Source organism: Amycolatopsis halotolerans (assembly GCF_042647905.1).
GTDB lineage: Bacteria > Actinomycetota > Actinomycetes > Mycobacteriales > Pseudonocardiaceae > Amycolatopsis > Amycolatopsis halotolerans.
In genome coordinates this window covers 34,968-59,161 of record NZ_JBHRWI010000016.1, presented here as the reverse complement: position 1 = coordinate 59,161, position 24,194 = coordinate 34,968, and the positions used below count along the sequence as shown (strand labels likewise).

The 24,194-nt window shown below is 67.2% G+C and carries 30 protein-coding genes; 3 read left to right on the top strand and 27 right to left on the bottom strand.

Annotation, left to right across the window (positions count from 1 at the left end; all coding sequences use genetic code 11):
* Positions 1-23: 23 nt before the first annotated feature.
* The 18 genes from ACFORO_RS12600 to ACFORO_RS12515 all read right to left on the bottom strand — a co-directional run bounded on the left by ACFORO_RS12600 (position 24) and on the right by ACFORO_RS12515 (position 17,242).
* Positions 24-371, bottom strand: a complete 348-nt coding sequence (locus ACFORO_RS12600; RefSeq protein WP_377869960.1) for a hypothetical protein — start codon at positions 369-371, stop codon at positions 24-26.
* Positions 368-907 carry a phospholipase D-like domain-containing protein gene (locus tag ACFORO_RS12595; protein WP_377869961.1) on the bottom strand — a complete coding sequence of 180 codons (540 nt, stop codon included), beginning with the start codon at positions 905-907 and terminating at the stop codon, positions 368-370. Before ACFORO_RS12595 ends, ACFORO_RS12600 begins: the two co-directional genes overlap by 4 nt.
* A 16-nt stretch (positions 908-923) precedes the next feature.
* On the bottom strand, positions 924-1,208 hold the full coding sequence (locus tag ACFORO_RS12590; RefSeq protein WP_377869962.1) for a hypothetical protein: 285 nt from the start codon (positions 1,206-1,208) through the stop codon (positions 924-926).
* 9 nt (positions 1,209-1,217) lie between these two features.
* Positions 1,218-1,766 (bottom strand): hypothetical protein, encoded by a 549-nt coding sequence (locus ACFORO_RS12585; RefSeq protein WP_377869963.1) that lies wholly within the window; start codon positions 1,764-1,766, stop codon positions 1,218-1,220.
* Positions 1,767-1,779: 13 nt separating this feature from the next.
* Complete coding sequence (locus ACFORO_RS12580) at positions 1,780-5,193, bottom strand: carbohydrate binding domain-containing protein (protein ID WP_377869964.1); 3,414 nt, start codon at positions 5,191-5,193, stop codon at positions 1,780-1,782.
* A gap of 8 nt (positions 5,194-5,201) precedes the next feature.
* Positions 5,202-8,306 (bottom strand): phage tail tape measure protein, encoded by a 3,105-nt coding sequence (locus ACFORO_RS12575; protein ID WP_377869965.1) that lies wholly within the window; start codon positions 8,304-8,306, stop codon positions 5,202-5,204.
* A gap of 31 nt (positions 8,307-8,337) precedes the next feature.
* Complete coding sequence (locus ACFORO_RS12570; RefSeq protein ID WP_377869966.1) at positions 8,338-8,832, bottom strand: hypothetical protein; 495 nt, start codon at positions 8,830-8,832, stop codon at positions 8,338-8,340.
* On the bottom strand, positions 8,822-9,022 hold the full coding sequence (locus ACFORO_RS12565) for a hypothetical protein (protein WP_377869967.1): 201 nt from the start codon (positions 9,020-9,022) through the stop codon (positions 8,822-8,824). The genes ACFORO_RS12570 and ACFORO_RS12565 overlap by 11 nt, the downstream gene beginning before the upstream one ends.
* Positions 9,023-9,063: 41 nt before the next feature.
* A complete protein-coding gene (locus tag ACFORO_RS12560; RefSeq protein ID WP_377869968.1) occupies positions 9,064-9,429 on the bottom strand; it encodes a hypothetical protein in 366 nt (121 codons plus the stop codon).
* A gap of 7 nt (positions 9,430-9,436) precedes the next feature.
* Positions 9,437-10,594: a phage tail tube protein gene (locus tag ACFORO_RS12555; RefSeq protein WP_377869969.1), complete on the bottom strand. Its 1,158-nt coding sequence runs from the start codon at positions 10,592-10,594 to the stop codon at positions 9,437-9,439.
* The gene (locus ACFORO_RS12550) at positions 10,591-10,830 is read right to left on the bottom strand and encodes a hypothetical protein (RefSeq protein WP_377869970.1); all 240 of its coding nucleotides are present in this window, start codon (positions 10,828-10,830) and stop codon (positions 10,591-10,593) included. Before ACFORO_RS12550 ends, ACFORO_RS12555 begins: the two co-directional genes overlap by 4 nt.
* A 9-nt stretch (positions 10,831-10,839) precedes the next feature.
* Positions 10,840-11,331: a hypothetical protein gene (locus tag ACFORO_RS12545; RefSeq protein ID WP_377869971.1), complete on the bottom strand. Its 492-nt coding sequence runs from the start codon at positions 11,329-11,331 to the stop codon at positions 10,840-10,842.
* A 3-nt stretch (positions 11,332-11,334) separates the two neighbouring features.
* The gene (locus tag ACFORO_RS12540) at positions 11,335-11,952 is read right to left on the bottom strand and encodes an NUMOD3 domain-containing DNA-binding protein (protein WP_377869972.1); all 618 of its coding nucleotides are present in this window, start codon (positions 11,950-11,952) and stop codon (positions 11,335-11,337) included.
* Between the two features lie 3 nt (positions 11,953-11,955).
* A complete protein-coding gene (locus ACFORO_RS12535; RefSeq protein ID WP_377869973.1) occupies positions 11,956-12,618 on the bottom strand; it encodes a hypothetical protein in 663 nt (220 codons plus the stop codon).
* Between the two features lie 4 nt (positions 12,619-12,622).
* On the bottom strand, positions 12,623-12,982 hold the full coding sequence (locus ACFORO_RS12530) for a hypothetical protein (protein ID WP_377869974.1): 360 nt from the start codon (positions 12,980-12,982) through the stop codon (positions 12,623-12,625).
* A gap of 75 nt (positions 12,983-13,057) precedes the next feature.
* Complete coding sequence (locus ACFORO_RS12525; protein ID WP_377869975.1) at positions 13,058-14,461, bottom strand: hypothetical protein; 1,404 nt, start codon at positions 14,459-14,461, stop codon at positions 13,058-13,060.
* Positions 14,462-14,534: 73 nt separating this feature from the next.
* Entirely contained in the window at positions 14,535-16,241 is a 1,707-nt protein-coding gene (locus ACFORO_RS12520) for a DUF6582 domain-containing protein (protein WP_377869976.1), read from the bottom strand.
* Positions 16,241-17,242 (bottom strand): hypothetical protein, encoded by a 1,002-nt coding sequence (locus ACFORO_RS12515; protein ID WP_377869977.1) that lies wholly within the window; start codon positions 17,240-17,242, stop codon positions 16,241-16,243. Before ACFORO_RS12515 ends, ACFORO_RS12520 begins: the two co-directional genes overlap by 1 nt.
* Positions 17,243-17,295: 53 nt before the next feature.
* Here ACFORO_RS12515 and ACFORO_RS12510 point away from each other — a divergent pair, with 53 nt between their 5' ends.
* The gene (locus tag ACFORO_RS12510; protein WP_377869978.1) at positions 17,296-17,595 is read left to right on the top strand and encodes a hypothetical protein; all 300 of its coding nucleotides are present in this window, start codon (positions 17,296-17,298) and stop codon (positions 17,593-17,595) included.
* Here ACFORO_RS12510 and ACFORO_RS12505 read toward each other — a convergent pair.
* The 9 genes from ACFORO_RS12505 to ACFORO_RS12465 all read right to left on the bottom strand — a co-directional run bounded on the left by ACFORO_RS12505 (position 17,592) and on the right by ACFORO_RS12465 (position 22,973).
* Positions 17,592-17,747 (bottom strand): hypothetical protein, encoded by a 156-nt coding sequence (locus ACFORO_RS12505; RefSeq protein WP_377869979.1) that lies wholly within the window; start codon positions 17,745-17,747, stop codon positions 17,592-17,594. The genes ACFORO_RS12510 and ACFORO_RS12505 overlap by 4 nt on opposite strands.
* A 71-nt stretch (positions 17,748-17,818) precedes the next feature.
* On the bottom strand, positions 17,819-18,100 hold the full coding sequence (locus tag ACFORO_RS12500; RefSeq protein WP_377869980.1) for a hypothetical protein: 282 nt from the start codon (positions 18,098-18,100) through the stop codon (positions 17,819-17,821).
* Complete coding sequence (locus tag ACFORO_RS12495; RefSeq protein WP_377896552.1) at positions 18,100-19,716, bottom strand: phage portal protein; 1,617 nt, start codon at positions 19,714-19,716, stop codon at positions 18,100-18,102. Before ACFORO_RS12495 ends, ACFORO_RS12500 begins: the two co-directional genes overlap by 1 nt.
* Positions 19,713-21,308, bottom strand: a complete 1,596-nt coding sequence (locus ACFORO_RS12490; RefSeq protein WP_377869983.1) for a hypothetical protein — start codon at positions 21,306-21,308, stop codon at positions 19,713-19,715. The genes ACFORO_RS12495 and ACFORO_RS12490 overlap by 4 nt, the downstream gene beginning before the upstream one ends.
* A complete protein-coding gene (locus tag ACFORO_RS12485; protein ID WP_377869984.1) occupies positions 21,265-21,912 on the bottom strand; it encodes a hypothetical protein in 648 nt (215 codons plus the stop codon). The genes ACFORO_RS12490 and ACFORO_RS12485 overlap by 44 nt, the downstream gene beginning before the upstream one ends.
* Before the next feature lie 3 nt (positions 21,913-21,915).
* Entirely contained in the window at positions 21,916-22,092 is a 177-nt protein-coding gene (locus ACFORO_RS12480; protein WP_377869985.1) for a hypothetical protein, read from the bottom strand.
* Between the two features lie 2 nt (positions 22,093-22,094).
* Positions 22,095-22,346, bottom strand: coding sequence for a hypothetical protein (locus ACFORO_RS12475; protein ID WP_377869986.1), 252 nt, complete (start codon positions 22,344-22,346; stop codon positions 22,095-22,097).
* Entirely contained in the window at positions 22,343-22,720 is a 378-nt protein-coding gene (locus ACFORO_RS12470) for a hypothetical protein (RefSeq protein WP_377869987.1), read from the bottom strand. Before ACFORO_RS12470 ends, ACFORO_RS12475 begins: the two co-directional genes overlap by 4 nt.
* Before the next feature lie 10 nt (positions 22,721-22,730).
* The gene (locus ACFORO_RS12465; RefSeq protein ID WP_377869988.1) at positions 22,731-22,973 is read right to left on the bottom strand and encodes a hypothetical protein; all 243 of its coding nucleotides are present in this window, start codon (positions 22,971-22,973) and stop codon (positions 22,731-22,733) included.
* Positions 22,974-23,637: 664 nt separating this feature from the next.
* On the opposite strand from ACFORO_RS12465, the gene ACFORO_RS12460 reads away from it, so the two are divergent.
* Both ACFORO_RS12460 and ACFORO_RS12455 read left to right on the top strand, forming a co-directional pair.
* A complete protein-coding gene (locus tag ACFORO_RS12460; protein WP_377869989.1) occupies positions 23,638-23,871 on the top strand; it encodes a hypothetical protein in 234 nt (77 codons plus the stop codon).
* Positions 23,868-24,086: a helix-turn-helix transcriptional regulator gene (locus ACFORO_RS12455; RefSeq protein ID WP_377869990.1), complete on the top strand. Its 219-nt coding sequence runs from the start codon at positions 23,868-23,870 to the stop codon at positions 24,084-24,086. Before ACFORO_RS12460 ends, ACFORO_RS12455 begins: the two co-directional genes overlap by 4 nt.
* The last annotated feature ends 108 nt before the right edge of the window (positions 24,087-24,194 follow it).

The window sequence follows — 24,194 nt, the reverse complement described above, 5'->3', positions numbered from 1 at the left end:
CCCCCGTTTCGGTGTCATCCCTTTCAGGGGGCGCGGTTGGCGACGGTGCGGGCAATGTCGTCCACTGTGGACGCGATGTGGACGAGCGCGGTATGGTCGGCGTCTGCTTTCGCGGCGCGTTGCAGCTCGGCTTGCGCTTGTCCTTTCTGGAGGACCGGCAGTGCCCATGCCTGGAACCAGTTCGAGAAGATCAGGCCGACGATCAGTTTCGCCGTGTCCGACGCGGGGATCACCGCGAGCGGCACGACGAAGCAGGCCGCGAACACGAGGTTGTGGCCGAGCACGGAGGTGAGCGCTCGGTTCAACCAGGTCCAGAAGCGGCGTTCGGCGGCGGCGAATTCGCTGGGGTGCGGCACTTTCGGGTGGGTCACGACGCAGCTCCCTTCGCCTTGGCCAGCATGTTGTGATGGATCGCGTCGACCCGGGCGCGGGCTTCCGCCGCGAGCAGCGGGTTCCTCGTCACTGTCAACTGGTTGTCCTGCTTGGTTTCGCCGCCGGTCGACCAGTTCGTGGAGCCGGTGACGAGGTCGACGCCGTCGACGATGAGGAGCTTCATGTGCATGATCGCGCCGCGTTCGGAGCGTCCGACCGCGACAGTGTTGGCCGGGAACGGGTCCTTGGCGAGCAGCGCTTTCTCGTGCACTCCCCCGGCCTGTGACGAGTCGAGGGTCAGCTGGACGAAGCAGTGTTCGTCGTCGAGTTTCTGGTGCAGCACCTCGGCGAGTTCGTCGTCGTCGAACCCGTAGATCGCGACGACCAGGCTCGTCGTGGCAGATCGAGCCAGGTCGACGAGGACGCTGTGAACGTCGTCCACCGGGCTGTAGAAAGTACGTGCGTCCGACGGGTAGCCGGGCGCGAACCCGCCGCGCTTGTGTTTGTCCAGTACGGACAGGTCGGTGAGCGCCACCGTCTTCCCCTCTCGGTCAGATCCCGTATTTGCCTTGGAAGTCGGTGTCGGCGAGGACTTCGGACAGCGCGAACGGCGGCGGGTTCGCGCCCCAGTACTGCGGGCCGACGATCCATGTCCCGGTTGGGAGCGCGAGGTCGCCTTGCGGTCCGCCGGTGAGGTGCAGGGTCGCGCCGTCGGCGGTGACGGCCCAGCCGGACGAGGCTCCGCCGAGCTGTTGCGCTATTTCGGTTTGGTTGGTTCCGGTCCATTGAATGTGTTGCGTGGAAGGAGGTTTCTGGTTGGACGTCGACAGGGGCACGCCGGTCTCCTATCCGTGGATCCACATGATCTGCATCTGGCTGTTCAGGTACGAGTAGCTGCCGGTGGAGATGGTGCCGCCGGAGTCCTGCCCGGTGCGGAGGTCGACGTAGTCGCCTTGGTTCAGGTACATGAGCTGTGTGCCTTGGACGCCTTGGGCGAGCCATCCGGAGTTGGTGGAGGGCAGCATCCCGTATGCCTGCGGGTTGTAGGGCTGGCCGTTTTTGAAGAACGCGACGACGCGGATCCCGACGCCGGAGGAGCCGTAGGCGACGACGCCGGTGGCGTAGTACCAGCCGGACACGGGTGCGACGTAGCTGGAGTTGGCCGAGTTGAATCCGCCGTAGTTGTCGACCAGGGTCGTGTTCAGGGTGACGACGGTCAGCGTGGAGGAGGAGGCGCGGTTCGGGACACTGGTGGTGACGGACGCGGACGCGAGGAAAATCGGCGGATAGGCGAGGAAGTTGACGGCGTCCCGGACCTGTGCGTTCCACAGTGCACCGGTGACGATGTTCCCCGGTGCCAGGGTCGACGGGTTGGGTATGGCGAGTCCGGACACGCGGATCCCCCTTTCAGTAGCCGATGATCGTGGTGGTGCCGACGTTCGCGTCGATGTCGTGCGAGGTGGGGTCGGTCATCGACGCGGGCAGCACTTCCGACACTTGGGTTCCGGCGGGATGGGCGTTGGCGAGCGGGAACGCGAACGTGATCGTCACCGACGTGTAGCCGATGTACGCGCCTGGTTCGGGGTTTCCGTTGGGGTAATTGACCTGCGTACCGCCAGTGGTGGTGATCTTGTTGACGAGGAGGTCCTCCTGCACGCTCGTTCCGGCACCGACCCGCAGCGTCAACGCGATCGGGGTGATGCTGGTGCTCGCCGCGGTGGACACGGTCCCGATGCTGCAGTCGTCGACCCGCCAGATGTTCGACGACGGCGGCGTCCCCGCCAAGGTCGGGACGAGCACCGCCGATACCGCGCCCGCCGGTGCCGTGAACGTGTTCTGCACCTTCGTCCACTGTCCCGCCGGGACTGATGTGAACGCGTTGGTGGTGGAGATGAACGCGTTGCTGGCGTTGTACCAGGTGACCGACGTCGAATACTGGGTGACAGCGGACGTGAACCACACCCACGCGGACGCCGACACCTGCGCCCCCGCGGTCACCGGCGTGAACTCGGACGCGATGTTGCCTTGGCTGCTCGTCCCGTTCGGGGTGATCTGCGCCGCGTACTGGCCCGTGACGCGTGTCGTGGACGACTGGACGAGGGTGCCGCCGTTCACGCCCCACGGGCTCAGGCCGTTCTCGAACCCGGGGTTCGACAGCTGCGACACGACGCACGACTTCCCGGGGATGTGCGAGGTGAACGGGATCGTCGCCGCGTCCGGCAACGGCGACAGCGTCACCTGGGTGGCGCCCGCGGTGACCGACGCGGTCGTCGCCGCATGCAGGGCGGCGAGGATCCAGAACTGCGACAGGTCCGCCGGAGACATCTCGAGGTCGGCGAACACCTCGTTCTGGGCGTAGTCGATCGTCCACGAGATCCGCTCGACGAACCCGTCCCACGTCATCGTCTGTTCGAGGCTGCGCCGCATCACCCTGGCTTTGGTGCCGCATTCGAGCGTCAGCATCGTCGCCCACGCGGCCGGGTTCGCGGACACGTGGATCCGCAGGGTTTGCATCCGGTAGTCGGGGTTCCCGTACCGGTAGGTGAACCAGTTCGACGCGTCGTTGCATTCGAGCGGGTCGAGCGAGTTGATGGTGCGGGTAAGGGTCCGGGTCCCGTACTGCTGCTGCGAGGTCGGCGCGAACGCCTCGAACACGCTGTTGTTGACGTACTGGGTGATCTGGACGTCGTTCGCGACCCGGGTCATGTCGTAGTCGTACTTCACGTCCTCGTAAGGAATTTCGCCGCCGGACTGGTTCTCTCCGAACACAATGGACGGCGTCTGTGCCCCGTAGCGTGAACTGCGGGACTGGAACGTCAAGGTGCCGTTCGCGGCGACGAAATGGTTCCCGTTCTCCGTGGTCGCGATGTTCTGGAGCGCGGTCTGCGCGTCGGTGCCGGTGGTCGGCGAGTAGGTCCCGGCGGCTTGGCCGCCCGCGGTGATGTCGGTCGCCGGGCCCATCGCCACAGTCGAGGGCGAGGACGGAACCACAGACAGCGCGTTGAACCCGACCCAGCCGAGGACCCGGCTGTACCGGTTCGCCGACGACTCGTTGTTCCACGCCGCCCGCCACGAGGTGAACAGGTTCGACAGGGTCGTCGTGTCGAGGTAGCCGGCGAATTCGGCGACGAACGCGACGTCGCCGGTGAATCCGTTGACCACCTGCTGCGAACCGTTGGTGACCGCTGTGCCGATGCTGTCGCTGTTGCCGGGCAACGTGGTGACGCCTGAGACGGTGGTCGACCCGGTCGGCATTTCGACACCGTCCATCCACGTCGCGACCTGACCGGTGCTGGTGTTGACGCGCACCGTCGCCATGTGCCAGTTCCCGTCGGTGACCTGGTTGGCACCGAACCCGGCGATCCCCGCGAACGACAGGTAGCCGCTGGTGTGGTCGATGTAGAACGCGAGGTCGGACGTGTAGGTGTATCCGGCGTTCTCCCAGTTCCACAGCCACTGGTACCAGGCTTTGATGGCGGGGCAACGAAACGCGATGATCCGCGTGTACCAACCGCTGCCGTCTCCGGTCGGCGGTGTGTACCCGGTTCCGCTGGTCAAGTCGATGTAGGTTCCGGCCATGTACAGATTGCTTCCGGCCGGGTCGCTTGGGTTGTTGAAGGTTGCGACGCTGTTTGCTCCGCCGAGGAATCCGCCGCCGGATACCGTGTCGGCGTTGGCTTTGAACGTCTCGGTGATCGCGTTCCCGAAAGTCAACGACCCGGCCCCGTACCAGCTGTACGCGACCGGCGCGGCCCCGCGGTTGTGGGACAAGTCGTTGACGTGGATCGCCAACTGGCCGACGTCGAACGTGTAGAAGAACCGCAATGGGTACGTCGTGTTCGTCGCGAGCATGTCGGCGTAGAACGGCGGTTTGAGGATCGTTTGCGACAGGTACCCGAAGTGGTCGACGGCGGTGATGTCGACCTTCCGGAAGAGCCCGCTCTGGTCCCAGCGTTGCGGCCACCTCTCGACGAACCCCTTGAACATCGGGTACCAGGTGTTCGGCTTGACGTACGCGGTCGCCGCCGACGCGTACTCCAGTTGCGCGGCGTCGCACTGCAGGGTGCACGCCGCGGCGGGGCTGTTCTGACCGGCGATCCCGAACCAGGCGCCGCCCGCGTTGGCGGGCGGGGTGGCGGTGACGGTGATCCGGGTCCAGGTGCTGGACGCGACCGGCAGGGACGTGGCGGTGCCGAGGGATTGGGAGATGAAGTTGGCGTTGGTGTCGACCCAGGTGATGGCGGCGGCGACCGACAGGGCGGCGGTGCCGGTGGGTGTGCGCACGTACACGCTGAAGGTGTGCGGCTGGCCGGGGACGATGCTGGCGTTCGTCATGAAGATCAGGGCGGCACCGGTGATGGGTGACGCGGGGATCGACGTCTGGAACACCTGTGCGCCTTGGAACGCGGTCGCCGAGGCGGTGACGACCGGGTTGCCGTACGCGCCGTAGACGAAGTTCATGGTGCCGCCGGGCGCGACCGGGGCGGAGAACGCGCCGACCGTCGCCGCTTCGCCGGAGGAGGCTTGGTTGACGAGCAACACGTTCTGCGTCGCCGGGTACTGCATGCGTTTCCGGATCGGCCGGTACGGGACCACGTTCGGCGAGTACGGCGACGCCGTGTTTCCGGGGGTGAGCGCGCCGTCCCGATTGTCGTAGGTGGCGTGGTATTCGCCGGTTTGGACGGTGTCGAGTTCGTACTGTCGTCCGCGTGAGGTGGACGCGGTTTCGATGCGGCGGGTCGCGACGGACACCCAGTAGTCGTCGAAGTTGTTCACTCCGGCGTTGAAGCTGATCGCTTCGTCTTCGTAGGGTGCCGCCACGACTCACCTCACCTCCGGTAGTTCTGGTAGGTCACGGGACGGCGTTGCCCGGCGCGGAGCATCCCGGTTTGGACGACGTCGGCGAGTTGTCGTTCAGTGACGGCGTTGCCTTGGACGATGATCTGGACGAGGGTTCCGCCGCCGCCAACCGGGCCGCCGCCGCTGGCGCGGATCCCGCCGCCGGACGTGCTCAGTTGCGCGCCGAGCTTCGGGTCGATCGCTTGCGTCCCGGCCTGCATCGCGTTCGACACCACGTATTCGCCGCCGTGCACGACCGCGAGCATCGGCTGGCCGGGTGCGCCGGGCACGAAGCCGCCGTCGTCGAACCCGAAGAAGTGCGCGATCCCGCTGAACGCGTTCCCGATGGTTTTTCCGACGCCGCCGAGCGCATCCGACACCCAGCCGATCGCTTTCCCGATCGCGTCGAAGATCGGTTTTATGAAGTCCCACACGTCTTTGATGATGTTCTTCACCCAGGTGAACGCGTTCGAGAACGCGTCCCCGACGCCGTGGACGACGTTGCCGATCCAGTCGGCGACGGGTTTGATGGCGTTGTCGTACAGCCAATGCCAGGCGCTGGAGATCGCGTCGACGACGGGTTTCACGTAGTTGTCGTACATTATTTTCGACGTTTGGCCGACCGTGTCGAACGCTTTCTTGATCCAGTCGGACACGGGTTTGATCACGTTGTCGTAGAGCCAGTGCCACGCCGATGAAATCAGATCGACGACGGGCTTGATGAACGTGTCGTACAGCCATTTCGCTGCCGTGCCGATGGCGTTCAGCACCACGCCGATCGCGTCCCCGACGGGCTTGAACACGTTGTCGTACAGCCAGTGCATCGCGGAACCGATGAAGTCGACGACCGGTTTGATTGCGTTGTCCCACAGCCATTTGAAGATCGCGCCGAGGATCTTGACCGCGACGACGACGGGGATGACGAGAATGTCGGTGATCACCATGGCGACGGCGCGGACCGCGAACGAGATCACGTCGAAAACCGGTTTCAAGATGTTCTGCCACAGCCACGTGAACGCCGCACCGACCGCTTTCGCGGCAGCGACGATCGCGTCGATCACCGGCTTGATCACCGCCGAGTAGACGGCGTGCAACGCGGAACCGACCGCAGACCAGACTTGCTTCCAGTGGGTCGCCAACGCGACGATCCCCGCGATCAAACCCACGACGAGCACGACGATCCAGGTGATCGGGTTCGCGAGCATCGCGCTGTTGACGGCCCACAGCGCGATCGCCATCCCGCCGAGCGCGACCGTGAGCACGCCGATCGCGACCGCGAGGATCTTTGCCAGAGTAGGGTGCTCGGACAGCCAATGCGCCGCCGACGCGAACGCCTCGATCACCGGCTTCATGATCGGCAGGAGCGCGTTGCCGAGGTTGATCGCGAGTGCACCCAGCGAGGCTTTCGTCTCCGACAGCTTCTGGTTGAACGACTCCTGAACCTCTTGCCAGCCCTTGACGTTCCCCTTCGCGTCCGCAGTGGACCCCGAGATCGTTTTGATCGCCCCGGCCGTGTACTCGGCGTTCTCGCCGGTCGTCATGAGCGCAACCTTCAGGCCGGTGGCGTCGCCCATCATCTTCTGCATCTGGCCGCCGTAGGTCGCCATGACCTGCGCGCCGGACATCTGCTGGTTACCGAGCTGGTGATACCCGGCCGCCAGTGTCGCGAACGACTGCGCCTGCTTCGCCGAGATCGGGTCGAGTCCCTTGGCCTCCTTGGTGAACGCGGCCATCGTGATCGATCCGTTGAGGACCTTGTTCGCCAGTTCTTGAACCTGCGGGCTCGACTTTGACGCCGCGTTCCCGAGCTGGATCAGCACCTGGTCGGAACCGGGCGGCATCGCTTTCTTCACCGCGTCCGACAGGTACTGCATCGTCCCGGACAAGCCGCGCTGGCCGAGCTTCGCCGCCACGTCCTGGGAGTCGATCCCGAACGCCGCCATGGCCTTCGACATCACCTGAGTCGGGGCCTGCAGATGCCGGATCGCGTCCGCCATGTTCTGCGTCGCCTGCTCGGCGCTGATCCCGTGCACCGTCATCGACGACAGCACACCGAGCACGTCGTCGAGGCTGATGTGCGCCGCCGACGCCACCGGCAGGATCGAGTTCAGCGACCCGGAAAGCTCGTCAAACGTCATCTTCCCGGCCGACGTCGCGCCGATCAGCTTGCTCATGACGTCCGTCGAATACTTCGTGACGTCCGCCGCCGACTGGGCGTGCGGGTAGTAGTCCCGCATCGCGCTCGACAGCGCGTCAGCGACCCGGGCGCCGTCCGCGCCCTCCGCCTTCGCGCCCTGCTCCGCCGCCTTCAACAACCCGAGTCCGGCCGCGCCGTGATAGCCGGCCGACTCCACCTTGTACATGGCGTCCGACAGGCTGTCCGCGGACACGCCGACCTCGCCGGCCATCGACAGCATCCCCTGCCGGACCTGGTCGATCGCGCCCTTCGACTCCCCCGCGCTCGTCACGAGCTTGTTCGTCGACTGCTCGTACTTCCCCGCCATGTCGAGCGCGACCACACCCACCGCGGCCGTCGCCGCCGCGGCCAAGCCCAGGTTCTTCGCCTGGCCGGTCGACGCCGCTGCCGAGTCCTCCTCGGCCTTCTTGAACGACGCGCCGACAGCGGCGTTGCTCTCCTCGGCTTTTTTCGCCGCCAGCTCCATTTTCGCCGACAGCGCCGCCGTCTGGGCCGCCATCTGCTCGGCAGCGAGCTTGTTCTCCGTCGCCGCGGTCTCCGAAGCGATCCCGACCTTCTCGAGCGCACCGGCCATGCGGGTTGTCGACGCGGTGACCTCTTCGGACGCGGTCGTGGTCTGGGCACCGAATTCCTGGGCCGACGCGCCCGCGGCGACAAACTTGCCTTGCGCGTCGCGGAGTTGGGTGCCCATGGCGGCGGCGGTCGTGTCGACGGTCGCGCCGGCCGCCGCCACCGATTCGGCCATCCGGTCCGTCTCGGCCGACACCGACGCGGTCGCTGCAGCGACCTTCGTCGACATTTCCTCGCTCGCCGCGGACACTTCGGCGAACCCTCTGGTGGCGGCGTCGCCCTTGGTGGAGAGGACGACCATCAGGTCGGCGATGACGGACTCAGCCACCGGCACCTCCCCAGTTCAAAGGTCGAGCAGGTCAGGCGGCGGTGGTCCAGCCGGCCCCGAAGACCGCGGTGTAGATGGTGGGTGCGGCGACGGTGACGCCGAACCTGAACGCAGGCAGCAAGAACGGGTATTTCTCGCCGTTGCGCAGGCCCTCTTCGAGGTATTGGGCGTACTTCGACACGGCGGTCGGTTTCGATCGGCCGCCGCGTTTCCCGGCGTTGGGTCGCCGCGGCGGGTAGACGCCGCCGGCGACGCCGACGGTCGCGGTCCAGCCTCCGGCGGCGGGGACGGGCGCGGTGTGGGTGATGGCGCGGCGCAGGCTGCCGGAGACGATGGCGGGGCCTGCGCCGGGCCGGGCGGGGGTTTTCGTGCCGTACGGGTGCGACCCGGTGGACGCGTTGGTTTTCGCCTGGTTTTCGATGGCGATCGCCAACGGTTCGAGGACACGGCGGCCGCGGGCTTCGGCTTGCGCGGACATGCGGAGGAACACCTGGGCGAGGACGCCAGGTTCGAGCTCACCCGCCATGCTGGGCCTCCGCTTGTCGTCGTTCTTGTTCGTCGAATTCGAGCTGGATGAAGTCGAACGCGAACCGGCGCACGTAGGGCGGCGTCTTCTGGTAGTCGTCCCAGGACCAGTGCATCTCGCGCATCAGGAGCCACGCGACGAATTCCTGGGGTGCGGCCCCGCTGCCCCACGTCCCGTCCACGATGGACATCACCGGCAGGTAGACGTCCTCGTAGTACGGGTCCCCCGGTTCTATTTTGGGGACGGCATGTTGTCCGAGAACGTCTTCTGGATCTGCATCATGATCCCGAGCGGCACCTTGGCGAGCTGTTCAGGCGTCACCGGCAGGGTGAGCGGCGGCGGCTCTTCAGAGTCGAAGTCGGTGGCGTCGTACACCTTCCAGTCCTTGATGACGCGGCACAGGATCTCGTCGTTCGCGATCTTCGCGGCGTCCTGGTCGACGGGTTTCCCGTTGGCGTCGACTTCGAGCCGATGCGTCGGTTCGATCATGCTCTGGGGCACGACCTTCGGGTTCAGCATGCGGACGAAACAGCCTTCGCCGAACTCGGAGAGGTCGATGTCGATGAAGCGGTTCAGGTAGCCCGGCACGGGGCTCACCCCTTTCTCAATACGCGGTGCTCTGAAAGTTGAGGAGGGTCGCAGCGAGCGCGCCCGTGTCGGTGGCGTTGTTGATCCCGGCGAGGTCGAACGCGGCCTGGATGTAGGTGCCGCCGAGGTCGACGGATCCCTTGGTGTAGCCGGACTGCGACGTGGTGATCGTCAGGGACTGGCCGCCCGCCGCGATCGGCTGCGTCACGGTCGCCGTCGTCGGGGACTGGGTCGCGTTCAGGTACAGGTTGAGGTCGGTCTGGTTCTCGTAGATCGCCTTGTACGAGCCGGACACGTCGATCGCGCCCGGGAACACCTCGCGCGGCCCCTGCTGCGCCATCGAGGCGTGGATGGGTTCGGTGGCGCGTTTGAGGTTGTAGTCCAGCGACAGGCCGCGCGTGCTGCTGCCGCCCGCGTTGGTCATGCCCCACTGCCAGCCGAGCATCGGCGCGACCTTCGACGCACCGTACGTCCACGAGGACTGGGTCGCGCCCGGCCAGCCGATGAGTTTCGTGCCGAGCGTGACCGCGCCCTTCGGGTCGATCTTGATCTGGACGTCGGAGGCGACACAACCCGGGTAGCCACGGGTCTCCACACCGTCGTTGACGGTGATGCTGTACGTCGGCCACACCGTGGAGAACGTCCGGTTCTGCTTGAACGAGTGCGTCGTCTGCGCGACAACGGTGACGCCGGACGCGTGCGCCAGCGTCAACCCGGTGCCGGTCCCGCCGGTGACGGTCAGCGTGTATGGGCCGGTGCCGGACACGGCGGTGACTTTCGCGTATTCGAGGTTCGCGGCGGTGTCGACCTGGACGTAGGTGTTCGCGGCGATCGACGCCGCGGTCGAGATCGTGGTCGCGCCGACGATGCTGGACGCGGACATCGTGGTCGACACGCCCGGGGTCACCGTGTCCGGGCCGATCATGGCGCGGAGGAAGTGCCCGGCGATGTCCGGGTACGCCCACGTTTCGATGTCCCACGACGAGTGCCAGACACCCTGGTAGATGCCCTGCAGGACGGTGTCGTTGCCGCGGACGGACTCGTCTTTGATCTGGGCGATGTCGTCCACGAAGGACGCTTTCGTGAACGGGATCGACACGCTGGGGGTGACGTAGGTGCCTTGGGTGGTTTCCTTCGCGATCCCGAGGGTTGCGAGGCGGGAGAGGAACGTCATGCGGGGTCGCCTCCATCAGCGGTCGCGGCGGGCTTGCTGGTTTTCGCGGCCGGTTTCGCCGCGGGCTTCGGGTCCGGCTCGGGTTCGGGGTCCGGGCCGGGCGGGATCGCGGCGCAGCCGGCGATCGGGTCGGGGTAGTCGATCTCTTCGTCGGGGGCGAGGTCGAACGGGTCGCGGTGGGAGCCGTCGGGCGGCTGCACCGTCAGCGCGTATCCGGTGATGTTCCGTTGCAGCACAACAGGCTCCTAGGCGTTGTAGTTGGGGTCGTCGGCGGTGTAGGTGATCTCGGCGGCCAAGAAGTTGCCGGACGCGAGGGTTTGCACCGGGTCGTGGTAGGTGATCTCGATCGCGGACGGGTCTTCGGCGACGGACAGGAACCGGCCGCCGTGGGTTTTGTCCATGAGCGGGCCGACGATCCGTTGCACGAGAAGGTCGAGTGCCGTGTCGAAGTCGCCTTGGGATTGTTCGGCCGCGCCGGTCGGGCTGACCATCGGCCACCAGCAGATCAACCGGAACACGTACTTGCTGATCTTCTGGACGTTCGCGAACCGCTCGTTCTTGATCGAGTGGCGCATCACGAACACGGACTTCCCCATCCGGTCCGGGGTCCTCGGCCAGTACGCCTGGACGACCTGCCAGGGGCCGCCGTTCGCCTGCAGGAGCGCGGGGAGCCCGTCGGCGGGGTTGTAGTCGGCCAGCCAGGCGGCCTCACGCGCGGGTGCGTCAGCGGTCGACACCGGTCACCTCCGCTTTCTCCGCGTGGTGTGCCGGGTGTGGGCTTTCGCTTTGAGCGCGCGGGAGATCTTCTCCCGCGCGGCGTTCGACATCGCGTGTCCGCGATGCGGGTGCGGCCTGCCTTTGAGCCGCGCGGACACGGCGGCCGCGATCTTTCGCCGGGCCTCTGCGGAGAGGGTGTGGCCGCGGTGCGGGTGGTGTTTCCCGGCGAGGGTGTGCGAGATCTTCGCTCGGGTGGCGGCGGTCTGGTGGCGGGGTCCGGTGTGCTTGGCGGGCTTGTGGCCGGTGGCGTGGACTGCGGGCCGGTGCCGCGCGGTGGAGACCTTCCGGCCGCCGGTGACTTTCGTATGCGACAGGCGTGTCCGGCTGGCGTGCGCCTTGGTTTTCCGTGCGGCGGAGGTTTTCTTCGCCCGGTGCGTGATGACGTGTCCGGGGTGGACGGACCGGATGCGCCGGACTTTGTGTTCGCGCGGCAGCAGGTCGTGCCGCTTGTTCTTGCGGACGCCGCCGGTGACGGGCCGGTGGAATCGGGTGAGGAACCCGTGGTGGTGCACCGCGCGCCGGGTCACCATCGGGTGGTGGCGGGCCCGGCCGTAGTGGGTGCGGAACCGCGACCTGGCCATCGTCTACTGCCTCACGAACGGTGCGAGGCAGTCGAGAGCGTCCGTCCGGAGCAGATCCGGGTCATGCCCGCCTTGCTGCGTCGGGTCCAGCTCCCTGACCGCGATCGACGCGGCCATGTATTTGCAGGCCCGCACCAGCGACGCGGGGAACGTCGCATAGCCGGCGGTGTAGCTGCACACGATCGTCGTGCCGGGCGGCACGAACGTCCCTAGCTGGAAACGCACGTGCCCGGTGTCGGGCTCGAACTGGATCTGCGAGGTGTCGACGTTCTGGGTGCCGGAGAAGCTGCGCCGCAACGTGATTGAGTTGATCGTCGCCGACCACAGTTCCGGGTAGCGGGCCGGGAACTGCCGCACCCAGAAGTGCCGGGTCAACAGAGTCGACCCCAGCGACATGGCACGCGAAAACCCGAGCTGACTCGTCGGGTCCAACGGCACGTACGCGTCCAGCGCGTCCTCGACGTCGAGCGCGTCCGCGCGCTGTGTCTCGGTCACCGTCGCCGTCACGAATCGCCGGTCGCACGCGTCCTCGCACATGCGGGTCGCCTCGTACAGGAGATCGTTCTGTGCCGTTGACGAGTCGTTGTAGGCCTGCATGAGGTTCGCGAACGGGCCCTCGCTCAACTGCGCCCACGAGCACAGCGTCGTGGGCTGGTCCGCTGGCATCGGGTCACGCCTCGGTCAGCGAGGGGCCGTCGTTGAAGTGGTCCACGATCGCCTTGCGGGTCGCGTTGGCGACGACCTCTTCGGGCAGGCCCTGGGCGAGCGCGTACGCGTTCCACTCCTCGGCGGACGCGGCCTTGTTCGGCTGCTTCACGTCCTCTTCGGACGATCCGACGTCGTCGCTGTCCTGGTCGCTGTCCTGGCCGGATTCGTCGGCCGGTTCGGCGTCGAGGACATGCTCGTAGTCGCCGGGCGCGATCGCGAGCAGTTCGGCACCGAGTTCGTACGGGACCTCGACGACGTCGCCGTCTTCGGCCCATTCGTGGCCGCCGACCGTGCAACCGCCGGTGTGCTTGCGCAGCAACATGAACCCCTCCGGGGGTGTGGGGCTCGCGGACGCCCGGGGTGCGTGCCCACCGCCGGGCGCCCGCGAGGTCGGGGATCAGATGGACGAGATCAGCCCGTGGGCGCGGCCGACGTACTTCGGGGCGCGGACCGCGAGCGTGGTGTCGGTGACGAGCGCGAACGGCAACGTGTCCGGGCTGGTGACGGTCGGCGCGAGCGGGATCGTCTGGCAGTCCCGCGTGTACGGGCGCACCATGAAGTCCGCGGTGCGCGGCACCAGGTAGATGTCCTCGACGATGCTGTTGCTGCCGCCGGGGATCCGCGCGAACATGCTGCCGGTGACGCCGCCGAGCCCGACGCCCTGGTAGGCGGCCGGGCCCGTGTTCGGCGCGCTGTTGGTGAGCAGGTTCGTACCGGTGTCGACGATCGTGGTGACCGGCGTACCGGTGGTGTCGAACGCGTCCACGCAGCCGATGAACTGCGCGGTCCCGGCACCGGCGGCGGACCGGTACACCTTGTACATGATCGGAGAGAGGCCGTCGGGGAAGTTCGTCGGCGTCGCGAACGCCAGCGACACCGTCGAGGTCGAGCCGGTCGTGGTCTGGGTGACCTCGACCGACGCGCCGGTCTCCCCGAACCGGGCCACGACCGCGGACACCGAGTACCGGTAGGTCGCGGCGGCGAGGGTGCCGCCGGTGGTCGCGGTCGACGGGGTCACGGTGCCCATCTGCGTGGTCCGCGGCGACAGGAAGCTCGACTTGACGATCGGGACGTCGCGGTAGGACGGGACGTTGAGACCGGCGGCGATCTCCACCGTCGGGGCCATGAACCTTTGCTGGTTGGTCAGCACCTGGCCGACCGCGGACTGCATGCGCGGGGACATGACGAACATCCAGTCGGAGCCGATCGGCATACCGGCGTTGGTTTCGACGAGGTCGATGATCTCGTCGAGGTACTTGAGCGCGAACGTGGTGCCGACACCGGACGGGGCGAACTCCAGGGCGTTGACGAAGTTGTTGCTGCCGGTGCCGCCGGAGAAGTTCGCGACCAGGTAGTCGAGGCCGGAGCAAATCGGGTAGACCCCGTTGGCGGTGGCGCCGTCGTTGCCCCACACGAAGCTGTTCTCGACGGACCACAGCATCGACTGGACGGTGCCGTCGATTTCCAGCTGGCGCAGGTCGCCGACCAGGTCGCGGGTCACGGTCTGCGCGAACCCGGTGACCGAACCGACTGCCTGGAACAGGCGGATGTTGAACACGGCCTGTTCGTAGGTCGAGTTGCCGATCGGCCGGGCGCCGCCGTCGACCACGCCGCCCGCATCGGGCCGGTTGGTGCGACGGTTGAAGAAGTACTGGGTGGAGCCCCACTGCTTGCTCGGGATGGCGCGGAGCAGCGGCGCGTAGCGGCGCTGGTATTCGAGCAGGAGCGGGTCGATCTGCTTCTGGATGAGGGGCGTGACCGACGCTGCCGCGGTCAAGGCCTCCTGGAGTTCGGTAGGCACAGCTTTGTCTCCTCACGACAAAGCCCCGGCACCGTGGAACGGTCCGGGGCTTGAAAGAACGGGGTGGTTGGCCTCAGTCGGCCGTGGGCGCGGCGGGCGGGACGGGTGCGGCGGGGGTGCCGCCGGGCAGGAACTGGTCCCACACCTGGGTACGCTGTTCCCACAGCTGCTCGCCGGTCTGCGGGGTCTCCGGAGCGCTGGTCTCGCGGGCGAGGCCCTTGCGGCGCGGGAGCCCGTATTCGGCCAGCAGGTTGGGGATGTGCTCGCGGACGGCTGCCTGGACGGCCTTCTGCATCTCGGTCACGTCCGCCTTCGTGGTGGTCTCGGCGGTGGTCGCGGCCGGGGTGGTCTCAGCGTTCTCCTGGGCAGGCGCGGGCGGAGCGGTCGTTTCGGTTGCGGTGGCCGCGGGCGCGGCAGCCGGAGTTTCGGATGCGGCCGGGGTGGCCGACGGGGGCGGGGTGAGGGCTTCTTTGAGCGCGCCGGCCAGGGCGGCGATGTCGCCGTCGGTCAGGTTGCGCGCGGGGACGGTTTCGGTGGTGGCCGCCGGGGCGACAGCCTGGGTTCCGTCGCTCACGACGGCCTCCTCTGTGGTCTGCCCGGCCTCGGTCGGCGCGGGGGTCTGGGTCGTCTCGCTGGCGGTGGCCTTCTTGCGGGCGAGGAACGCGGCCATGTCCTTCGGGGTCGCAGTGACGGGCGGGAGCGCGGACTCCATGTTGTCGTCCTTGCCTTCGCCCATGTCGCCGTCGCTGTCGGCCTTCGGCGCGCCGGCGACGTCGATGTCGGCGTCCATGTCCGGGTCCAGGGCCTTGAGCGCGTCGCACGCGGCCTGCATCGCCGCGGCGGCGATCACCTCGAGCTCGGCGGGGTCGATCCCGTCCCACGCGGAGATGTTGACGTGGATGGGCCCGTTGTTGGCGGAGATGCTGAACCCGGCGCCTCGGTCGTCGTCGCAGCAGATGCATTCGCCGATCGCGGTTTCGCCGAGCAGCTTCGCCGGGTGCACAGTGGATTCCTTGGACACGGTGACTCCGAACTTCTTGAGCGCACCCTTGATGCGCGAGCGGACGGCCTTGAGCTGGGTCGCGTTGTACAGCGCGGCGTTCTTCGCCTGGTTGATGTAGGACCAGGCCGCTTTCGCGTGGTCCTTGGTGTCGAGCGGGTACCGCTTGACCTTGTCCTTCTGATAGCCGGGATCGGCGTACTTGACGTCGCCGTACGGGGCCTTGTCGGCTTCGTCCACGAAGGACACCTCGGCGTCCACGGACTCGGTGACGATGTGCCGCCCGCCCGCGACGGACTCCCCCGCCTTCCCGGCCTTGGCCGGGGTGACAGTGTCGATGCGCGCGCCGTCGACCCCGGGAAACGCGGTGAAGTCGACGGCGTCGATTTCGAGGTCGTCGGCGGTCTCGACGGGCTGCCCGTCCTTGCGCGCGGTGCGCGGGCGGCCGAGCCACCAGCCGTAGATGGAGACGTTCCGCAGTGACCGGGCGTCGTCCCCGGCTGCGGCGAGCGTGTCCCGCGCGGCAGCCGATCCGTTGAGGACGGCCTCGTACTTCGCGCTGCCGTCGTCAGCGAGCTTGACGCCCGTGAGGTGCCCGACGATGCGGCCGGTGTCGTCTCCGGCGTCGTGGTGGGTGCGCATCACGATCGGACGCCCGTCCGGGTCCGAGATCCGGGCCTGCATGCGGCTGACGGCTTTCTCGATCAGCTCCGGCGTGTACAACCTGCCGTTCTTCGACACGCCCGGCGCCAGCATGGTGCCGGTGAGGGTGGCGATCATCAGACAGCCTCCAGAAACGGCGAAAGAGTCAACGGCGAGATCGGGTTCGTGGCGGTCAACGTGCACCGGCACAACGGATGCAACGGCGGCCGCGGCGGGTCGTTGTTCAGGTCGTACGGGCCGCCGCCCTCGGCGCGGTCGCACACCGGGCACACTCGCGAATCCCCCGCCGTAATGAAGTCGACCTGCTGCACGCCCTCGCGGCCCCACAGGTTCATCGCGCCGGTCGTGAGGGACTGGTGCACGGCGAGGTCGACGACGGTGGAGACGGCGCGGACGTCTTCGCTGCCGGTGCCGAGGATGTCGTGTGCGGCGTCGACCATGTCGTCGTAGTCGGCGTCGGCCTTGACGAGCGACGCGAGCCGGCGGCCGAGGTCTCCGGCGTTGCCTTGCACGATCTGCCGGAGCCAGGCGTCAGCATCGGCCCACGTGGTGTCGAGTTGGGACAGTGCCGAGTGGATGTGGTCGTAGGCGGTGTCGAAGTTGAAGCCGGGCAGGTTGAGGGTGTCGGCGGCGATGGCGAGGGCTCCGACTTGGCCTTCGGTTTGGGCGGCGATGATGCCGTCGCGGAGTTCTTGCCGGATCTGCTGCCAGCCGTCGGCTTCGGGGAGGGCGTGGAGGAGGACGCGGGCGGCGTCGGTGGCGCGGGCGATGTTCGGGTCGTCCGTGTACGCCTCTGTCAGGCCTTCTCCGGCACGGTACCAGCGGACGAGCGGGCCGACGTCGAGCTGCCGCACCAACGCTCGCCACGATGCGAGCACGGTGGCGAGGAGGTCGTCGTGCAGCGCGGTCCGCCGCTCGTACACCTTCGCCCACGTGCCTTCGAGATGCCCGAGCCGGAGCGTGGTTTCGAGGACGGCAGGGTCGTCGGCATGTTCGCAGGCGTGCTCGACGGCGGCCAGGCATCCGGCTTTGACGCGGTCGGTCATGGGGCCGCCGGAGATCGCCCAGCCTTGCGCGAACATCGTTCTCGCGTACGGTGCGATCGGGTGCACGGTCACCCCCAAGTGTCTACCGCTAGACACATTCTTGGAGGCCGTCTACCATTAGACACATGACGAACCTCGAACCCCGCATCGTCCACATCGACGACGAGCAGCTAGTCGACTGGGTCAGCGACCCCGTATTCGACTTCAAAACCGAGGTCGACGCGCTACGGATGCTGCAAGCCCTCTCAGAAAACCTCCGCAGCGCCCGCGAACAGGTCAAGCACTCCATGCGCTACCTGAGTGCCGCGGTGAAGGCTGCCGGACAGTTTGAAGAGGACGGCGAGCGGATCAGGCCGCAGGCGATCATCCGCGAGTCTGGCCTCGCCCGGCAGACCGTCTACGACCTGCTCAACGAAAAGAACTAGGCGACGATCGCGAACGCGAACAGGGCGGCGATGATGCCGCACACGATCGCGCCGACCGCACCAGCCCAACGCGGGCCGCTCGACGGCGCGGGGAGCGCGGCGACACCGAGGCAGGCGACGGCGATCGCGATGAGACCCACAGCGGTACCCATGATCAACCCCTATCCGATCTGCTTCGAGATGAGCGGCCACACGTCGACCGCGCGCGTCGGATGCCCGGGGTTCACTGGTCCACCGGCTCGTAGTTTTGCTCGAAGATGTCTGGCTGGCACGGGTAGAACTCACCTGTGACGTCTCGGATGATCCAGTCGCCGGGGTCGGCGCGCACGGTGCCTTCGAGGGTGTAGATCAGGATGTGCGCCTCAGGCCCGTACTGCTCCTCCCGGTGGCCGTGCTGCTGCTCGCCGAGGAAGCGGCACACCTCATCGAAGTTGTTCGGCTCGCCGGTGAACTGGATCGCCTGGATCTCGACGGGCTTCTTGCGGAACGTCTTGGCTTCGGACATCACGGACCCACCTTCGGCAGTTCGTTCAGGGCTTGGCGGCGCCGGACCCGGTAGGCGCGTTCCCACGACTCGTTCAGCTTCCGGACGTCGCGCCCGTACACGGATTCCTTCGGCGGGGTGCCTTGGGTGGCGTCGTTCTTGCCGCCGGGCCGGTCGTCGGGCGACAGGTTCGGGTCGGTGCCGTCGTCGCCGGGCGCGGCCGGCGGGGCGATCATCTGCGGGGGCGCGGGTTTCTCCGCCTTCTGGAACTCGGTGGGTTCCTCCGGGTCGGCTTCCGGGTCGAGTTCCAGGTTCGAGCCCTTGGTTTTCGCGGCGATCATCGCCTTGGACATGGCGGCCATGTCGTTCCACAGCACAATGTTCTGCCGGTCCACGAGCACCGCGACGTCGCCGCCGTCGACCGGCGGGTTCCCGATCTCGTCCGCGTACTGGTTGCGGGTCATCGACCCGTTGCGCAACCGCATGTCCCGGATCTCCTCGACCACCTTCGAGTCCCGGTAGTCGATCTCGCCGAACTCCCACGCCCAGTCCATGATTTGGAAGCCGAGCATCACGATGTGGTAGTTCAGCTTCTCCAGGACCAGCGCCTTGACCGGGATGATCGTGTCGACGCGGAACGTTTTGTCCTGCGCCTCACCCGTGCCGCCGCCCAAGTTCCCGGACTCGATGATCCCGAGCTTCGCCGGCGGGACACCGAACGTCGCGATGATCTCGTCCCGCAGCTGCTTCGACGCGGCGAGGTAGTCCATGACCTTGCGCGGGTCGAGGATGTTGACCTCGCCCTTGCGGGTCGTGATCACCGGCGTTCCCACGGCTTTCGGGCCGAGGTTGTTCACCCGGTACTGCTCGCGCCACTGCTGAACCTCGGTGTCCTGCGCCGAACCAAGATCGACATGGACGCGCGGCGGGTCCCCCTGCCGGAAGTTCTCCTTGATCGTCGCCTCGGTGAACAGCCAGGCGGTAACCGGAAGAAGAGCTTTCTGTGCCGGGGAAACCCCGTAGATCCCGCCGCGCGGCGCATCCAGGCTGATGTGGATGACCTCGTCCGGCTCGAACTCGACCTTCCGGATCCCGTCCAACTGCTGCACATACCCGGTGACCTCGCCGTGCTGGTCGCAGATCACGCTCATCGTCGTCGCGTCCAGCGTGTACAGCGCGACCGGCTCGCCGGCGATCCGCACGACCTCGATGTAGGCATCCCCGAACAGCTTCAAGTCGATGATCGTCTGCCGGAGCAGCTGCACCATGTCCTCGCGCGGGTTCACCCACCGCATCAGCCGGCGCAGCCGCTGCACCGGCGGCGGCTCCGCCGGGACCTTCTTCCCGGCCTCCTCCGTCTGGTACACGATCTGCAGGCCGCCCGCGGTCACGGTGCGCGCGATCAGGTCGACCGGTGCGGACACCCACGGGCACGTCAGGTACGCCTGGTGGAGCTGGGTGAGGATCTGCAGCCGTTCCTGCGACTCCGAAACGGCCTGCTGGCTGTTCGTCGCGGAGAGCGCGGCGGCACCGTATTCGTAGCCGCGGCGCGGGGCGGCGTTCGCGCCCTCCATGCCCGCCGCGGGCGTGGCTTCGGTGACGGGGCGGCCGGTGAACCAGGATCGGATGCGGCTCACTGCGCCCACGGGTCACCCCCTGTCAGGATCGGGAATCCGCCGATGGTGGCGACCTGCAGCGTGGACGATTCGGGGTTGGGGTTGACGGCGTTCGGGTCCAGGGTGGCCGGTGCGGCGTCGCCGGACGGGAAGTGGAATTGCGGCGCGGTGCCGATCGCCATCACGAGGTAACGTCCGGCGTCGTACCAGTGGTCAGGTGCCTTGGTGTCAACGTCCTCGGGCCGTTTCGGGTCGCGCGGCAGGTTTCCCATCGTGCGCACGAACTCCGGGCACGCGCCGGCGAGGATGTGCAGCATCGGGCAAGTTGCCCAACCCTCAGCACGGTGGACCGGGCACGCCGGGCCTTCCGCGAGGTAACTGTGAATACGGGACTTGCCGCCCAGACGGTCATTGTCCGCGGGCTCAAGCGCGAGCCCTTCGAGCGCCATCTGTTCAGCGGGCGGCAATGCCGAACCGGACTTGCCCCACATCGCCGGGTCCGCCGCGATCACGGACATCCGGACACCCGTGTTGGCTTCGAGGATGCGGCGTGCCTGCTCGACTTCGACGGTTTGCACCATCGTCAACTCGCGGTAGAACCACAGCCGACCGTCCCCGTCGCGCGCCGCGGCAAGATAGACGGACGGTGCCGCCCAGCCGTAGTCCATGCCGCCGTAACGCGCCCACGACCCGGGTAGCTCGAATGCGGGCACCACGATCCGGTCCGGTTTCCAGTCCGGGAACGCGGCGTCCGGCATCGCGGACCAGTCGCCGTCCCGGATCCGGGCACGCAACTCTGGATCTGCAATCCCGGCGAGAGTCTTACTGTAATCGCCGACGTACGGGTTGTCGGTCGCCTTCGCTGGGATGAAGATCCGTTCCCGGCCCGCGTCGTCGACGATCGTTTTCGCGCCGTAGTCGGTGGCGTCCACGTAGGCGGCCTTGACGACACCGTGCCCGACGTGTCCCGGGTTCGACGCGGACCGGACGCCGAGGCACGGGACGCCGTCCACGCCGGACCGGACGCGGGTGTACAGGAAGTCGACGACCGCCGGGTCGATCGTGGTCCGCTCATCCAAGATCAACAGGTTGATTTCCGCCGACGACAGCGCCGCAGCTTCCTGCATGTTCTTGGCGTGCGCGAACGTCAGCACGCTGCCCTCGGGGAACCGCAGCTCGTACTTCGAGCCGTCCCAGCGGGCGCCGAGCTGCTTCGCGTAGCCGTAGCGGGCCAGCGTCCTCAGGACCGATTGGTTCAGCTCCGGGAACGAGCGCCGGAACCAGAATGCCTGCAGCCCCGGATAGCGGATGCAGGTGCGGATCGCATAGGCGAGCAGTGACCACGACTTCCCGCCGCCGCCAGCCCCGCCGTACAGGACGTCGACGTTCGCGTCGGGGACTGCGAAGAACCGTTCCTGCGGGCACTGGCCGCACGGCTCCGGCAGCTCGTCCTCGGGGACACCGTCGTTGCGGGCCAGCACACGAGGCTTGCACACCGGCTCGAACCCCAACTCCGCGAACACGTCCGGCGGCAGGGGGAACGCCTCGTCAATGACCCGGAGCCAGAAGTCATCCTTGCCCGGAGACAAGGGAGAGGTGCCGCCGGATGACATTCGGCACCGCCTTCCGCTGCTCCGGCGTAAGGTTCAAGTCCAGGTCGCCGAACACCGCCTTGAGCAACAGTGCGGCCTGCTCGCCCTGCTTCTCAGCCAGTCGGACTTGACGCTCGGCGAGACCGGCGGCGATGCCCTTGACGCAGTAGTTCGCGCACCGGTCGCGCTCGCGGGCTTCCTCGGCGTAGAGGCCGCGGGTGTACTCGCCGACCTTGACTTCGTTGCCGTCGCGGTCGAGGACGAGGGTGTCGCCGACCATCGCCTTGGTAAGTCCGCCGCTCTGTTCGATCAGGTCTTCCAGCTCCATCGCGAGCATCTCGACGCGGGCCTTCGATTGCTTGATCAGCATGAGCAGTGTCTCGCCCGGGTCGACGTTGACGTCCTCAAGGCCCATCCGCTGGATCTCCGCGCGCACCGCGGCTTTCGCCTTGACTTGAGGCGCGTTCGCGCCGTGGCTCGGGCACACGGTCGCGCCGTCGATGGCGTGCTTGCCGCACGGCCGGGTGATGACCTTGCCGTTCTCGTCGCGAAGCATCTGCCCGTCGTCGCCCTTGAGCGAGACGCTGCCGGTGCACATCGGGTTGGGGGGTTTCCGGGGCGGCACGGTTCACCTCCGGATGCGGCGGCGCGCGGCGGCCTTGAGGACTTTGAGATGTGCGGCGTGCCGGTAGAATTCGCGACGGTTGCCGTAGTCGAGTGCCGCGTCGACCATTCGGCGGGCGATGCGGATCGCGCCGGTGTCCGGTTCGGCGATCTGTTCCGGGGTGGCGACAGGCGCGGACACGGCTACCGCCAGATCCCGAACACGAGGTGCCCGATCAACCACAGCAGCAGCACGGCGAGGATCACGCCGAGGAGGTAGTGGAGCGCGGTCCAGTGCATGAAGTCCTGGCCGGGCAGCTGCTGTTCGAGCCGCCAGAAGTTCTCGGACAGCGTGTTCTCGGGGTGGTGGGTCGCGAGGGCCCAGAACTCGGGGACCGCGAACGCGACGAACATCGCGAAGAACCAGCCCGTCCAATACCAAGACCAGCCGTTCAAGATCGACTCCTCATCACGCCTCGGCGAAACGCGTCGTTGATCTGCGCATCGGTCAGGTTCGCGGTGTTCTCGACGACGCACGTCACCTTCGGGCCGTTGTTGACGCACCCGCAGATCCCCGAGCGACGGCAGGCCGCGCAACCCGGCTTCCACTCGATACTGGTCAGCTCGACGGGGTCGGGGATGGTGTGGTCCCGGTGGTACACCGGTTCCATCTCGCTCGCACCGTCCGGGGCAAGGTCCGTCTTCAGGGAGAACACGACCGTGTCGGTCTCCGGGTTGTAACTGGCGTTGGAGACCTTGAACGCCCCCTCCGGGAGCTTGAACATGGCCTGGAGCAGTCGCGCGGATACGCGCATATCGACAGTGCTCAAGATCGTCTCCTCATGCTCCGAGTCGTCCGTGGAGGAAGTGCAGCCACAGGTAGCCGAGGAACCCGGCGAACAGTGGGGCGAGCAGGTAGCGGCGGACGCGGCGGGGCTTCAACCCGAGCCAGCGCCGCATCGTCGCGGTCAGGGTGCCGGACGGTTTCCCGGGTTGACGGGCTTTGAGCGCCCGCGCCTCCAAGATCGAGAACGCGGTGAGGGTGCCGGCCAGCCAGCATGACCAGGGCACGGTGCCGTCCATCGCGCCTCCCCCGGGTGCCACCCGCGTCCTGCCCGTGAACGGGCCTGGGCCGGTGGCTCTGCCGGGCTCCGTCCGGCAGCCCCGGGTACGGAAAACGCCCGGCAGCGGTACCTGCCGGGCGTCCAGGAGCGGGAACCAGAGTCGAACTGGAGACTTGGCCGGGTATTCTCCCGGTACCGGATTCCACTCCGTCGGTTGACGGCGACCGGCTTCCCCGTCCACCGGGGCCATCCCGCTTCGCGCTGGAGACAATGCTCCAACGTGATCAGATTAGCGTTCGCTGCTGGTCACGGCAATGAGGGGCCTGTTTGCGGCGTGGCGCGACCTCCTCCAAGATTCTTTGTCCGCACTATTGACAGGGTTTTCCGGCAGGCGTAACTTTGCACCTACCAGAGACAAGGTTCCAAGGCCCCGGAGGACATCATGAGCAAGAACTTCGACCTCACCGAGATCATCGTCACCACCGGCACCCTTCTCCTCGCGCTCGCCATCGTCGCCGCCGGGATCGTCTTCGCCCTGCAGGGCTGAGCCGGACCGGTCGGCCGCCGCGAGCCCGGATTCCCGTCAAGGGACCGGGCTTTTCTTTGTCCATAGTATTGACAACGTTCCCCGGGGAGGGTAACTTTGCCTATATCGAAGACAAACACTCCACCGGGAGCCCGAGATGACCGCCAACCTCACCGCCGAAGCCGCCAAGCTCCTCCAGCACGGCACCGCCAAAGGCCTCGACACCGACGAGATCATCGAGGTCGTCCGCACCATCAGCGGCCTCAACGGCGAAGACGCCGACGTCAACCCCGGCCCCGCCCGCTCCTTCGCGAACATCGCCGGCGCGACCCTCTCCGCCGGAACCGACCCCCGCCAGCTGATCGCCGCCATCGAGGAGACCGCCAAGTGATCGAATACCTGTCCACTTCGGACATCGCCGAGTGGTTCGGCGTGAAGGCCGCGACTGTGACGCAGTGGCGGGGCCGGTATACGGATTTCCCGGAGCCGGATGCGATGACGGGGTCTGTGGCGGGCTGGCTGCCTGAGCGGCGGGCGGAGATCGAGGCATGGGAGGCGTCGCGTGCGGGGCAGGGCGTAGGCGGGGGTCGCCCGCCGAAGTCGTGACGCGGCAATGGTTCCCGGACTCAAAGATTCTTTGTCTAATACGTTGACAAGGTTTCCGGGGAGGAGTAACTTTGTACATATCAAAGACAGAGTTACTTCCCCGGAGGA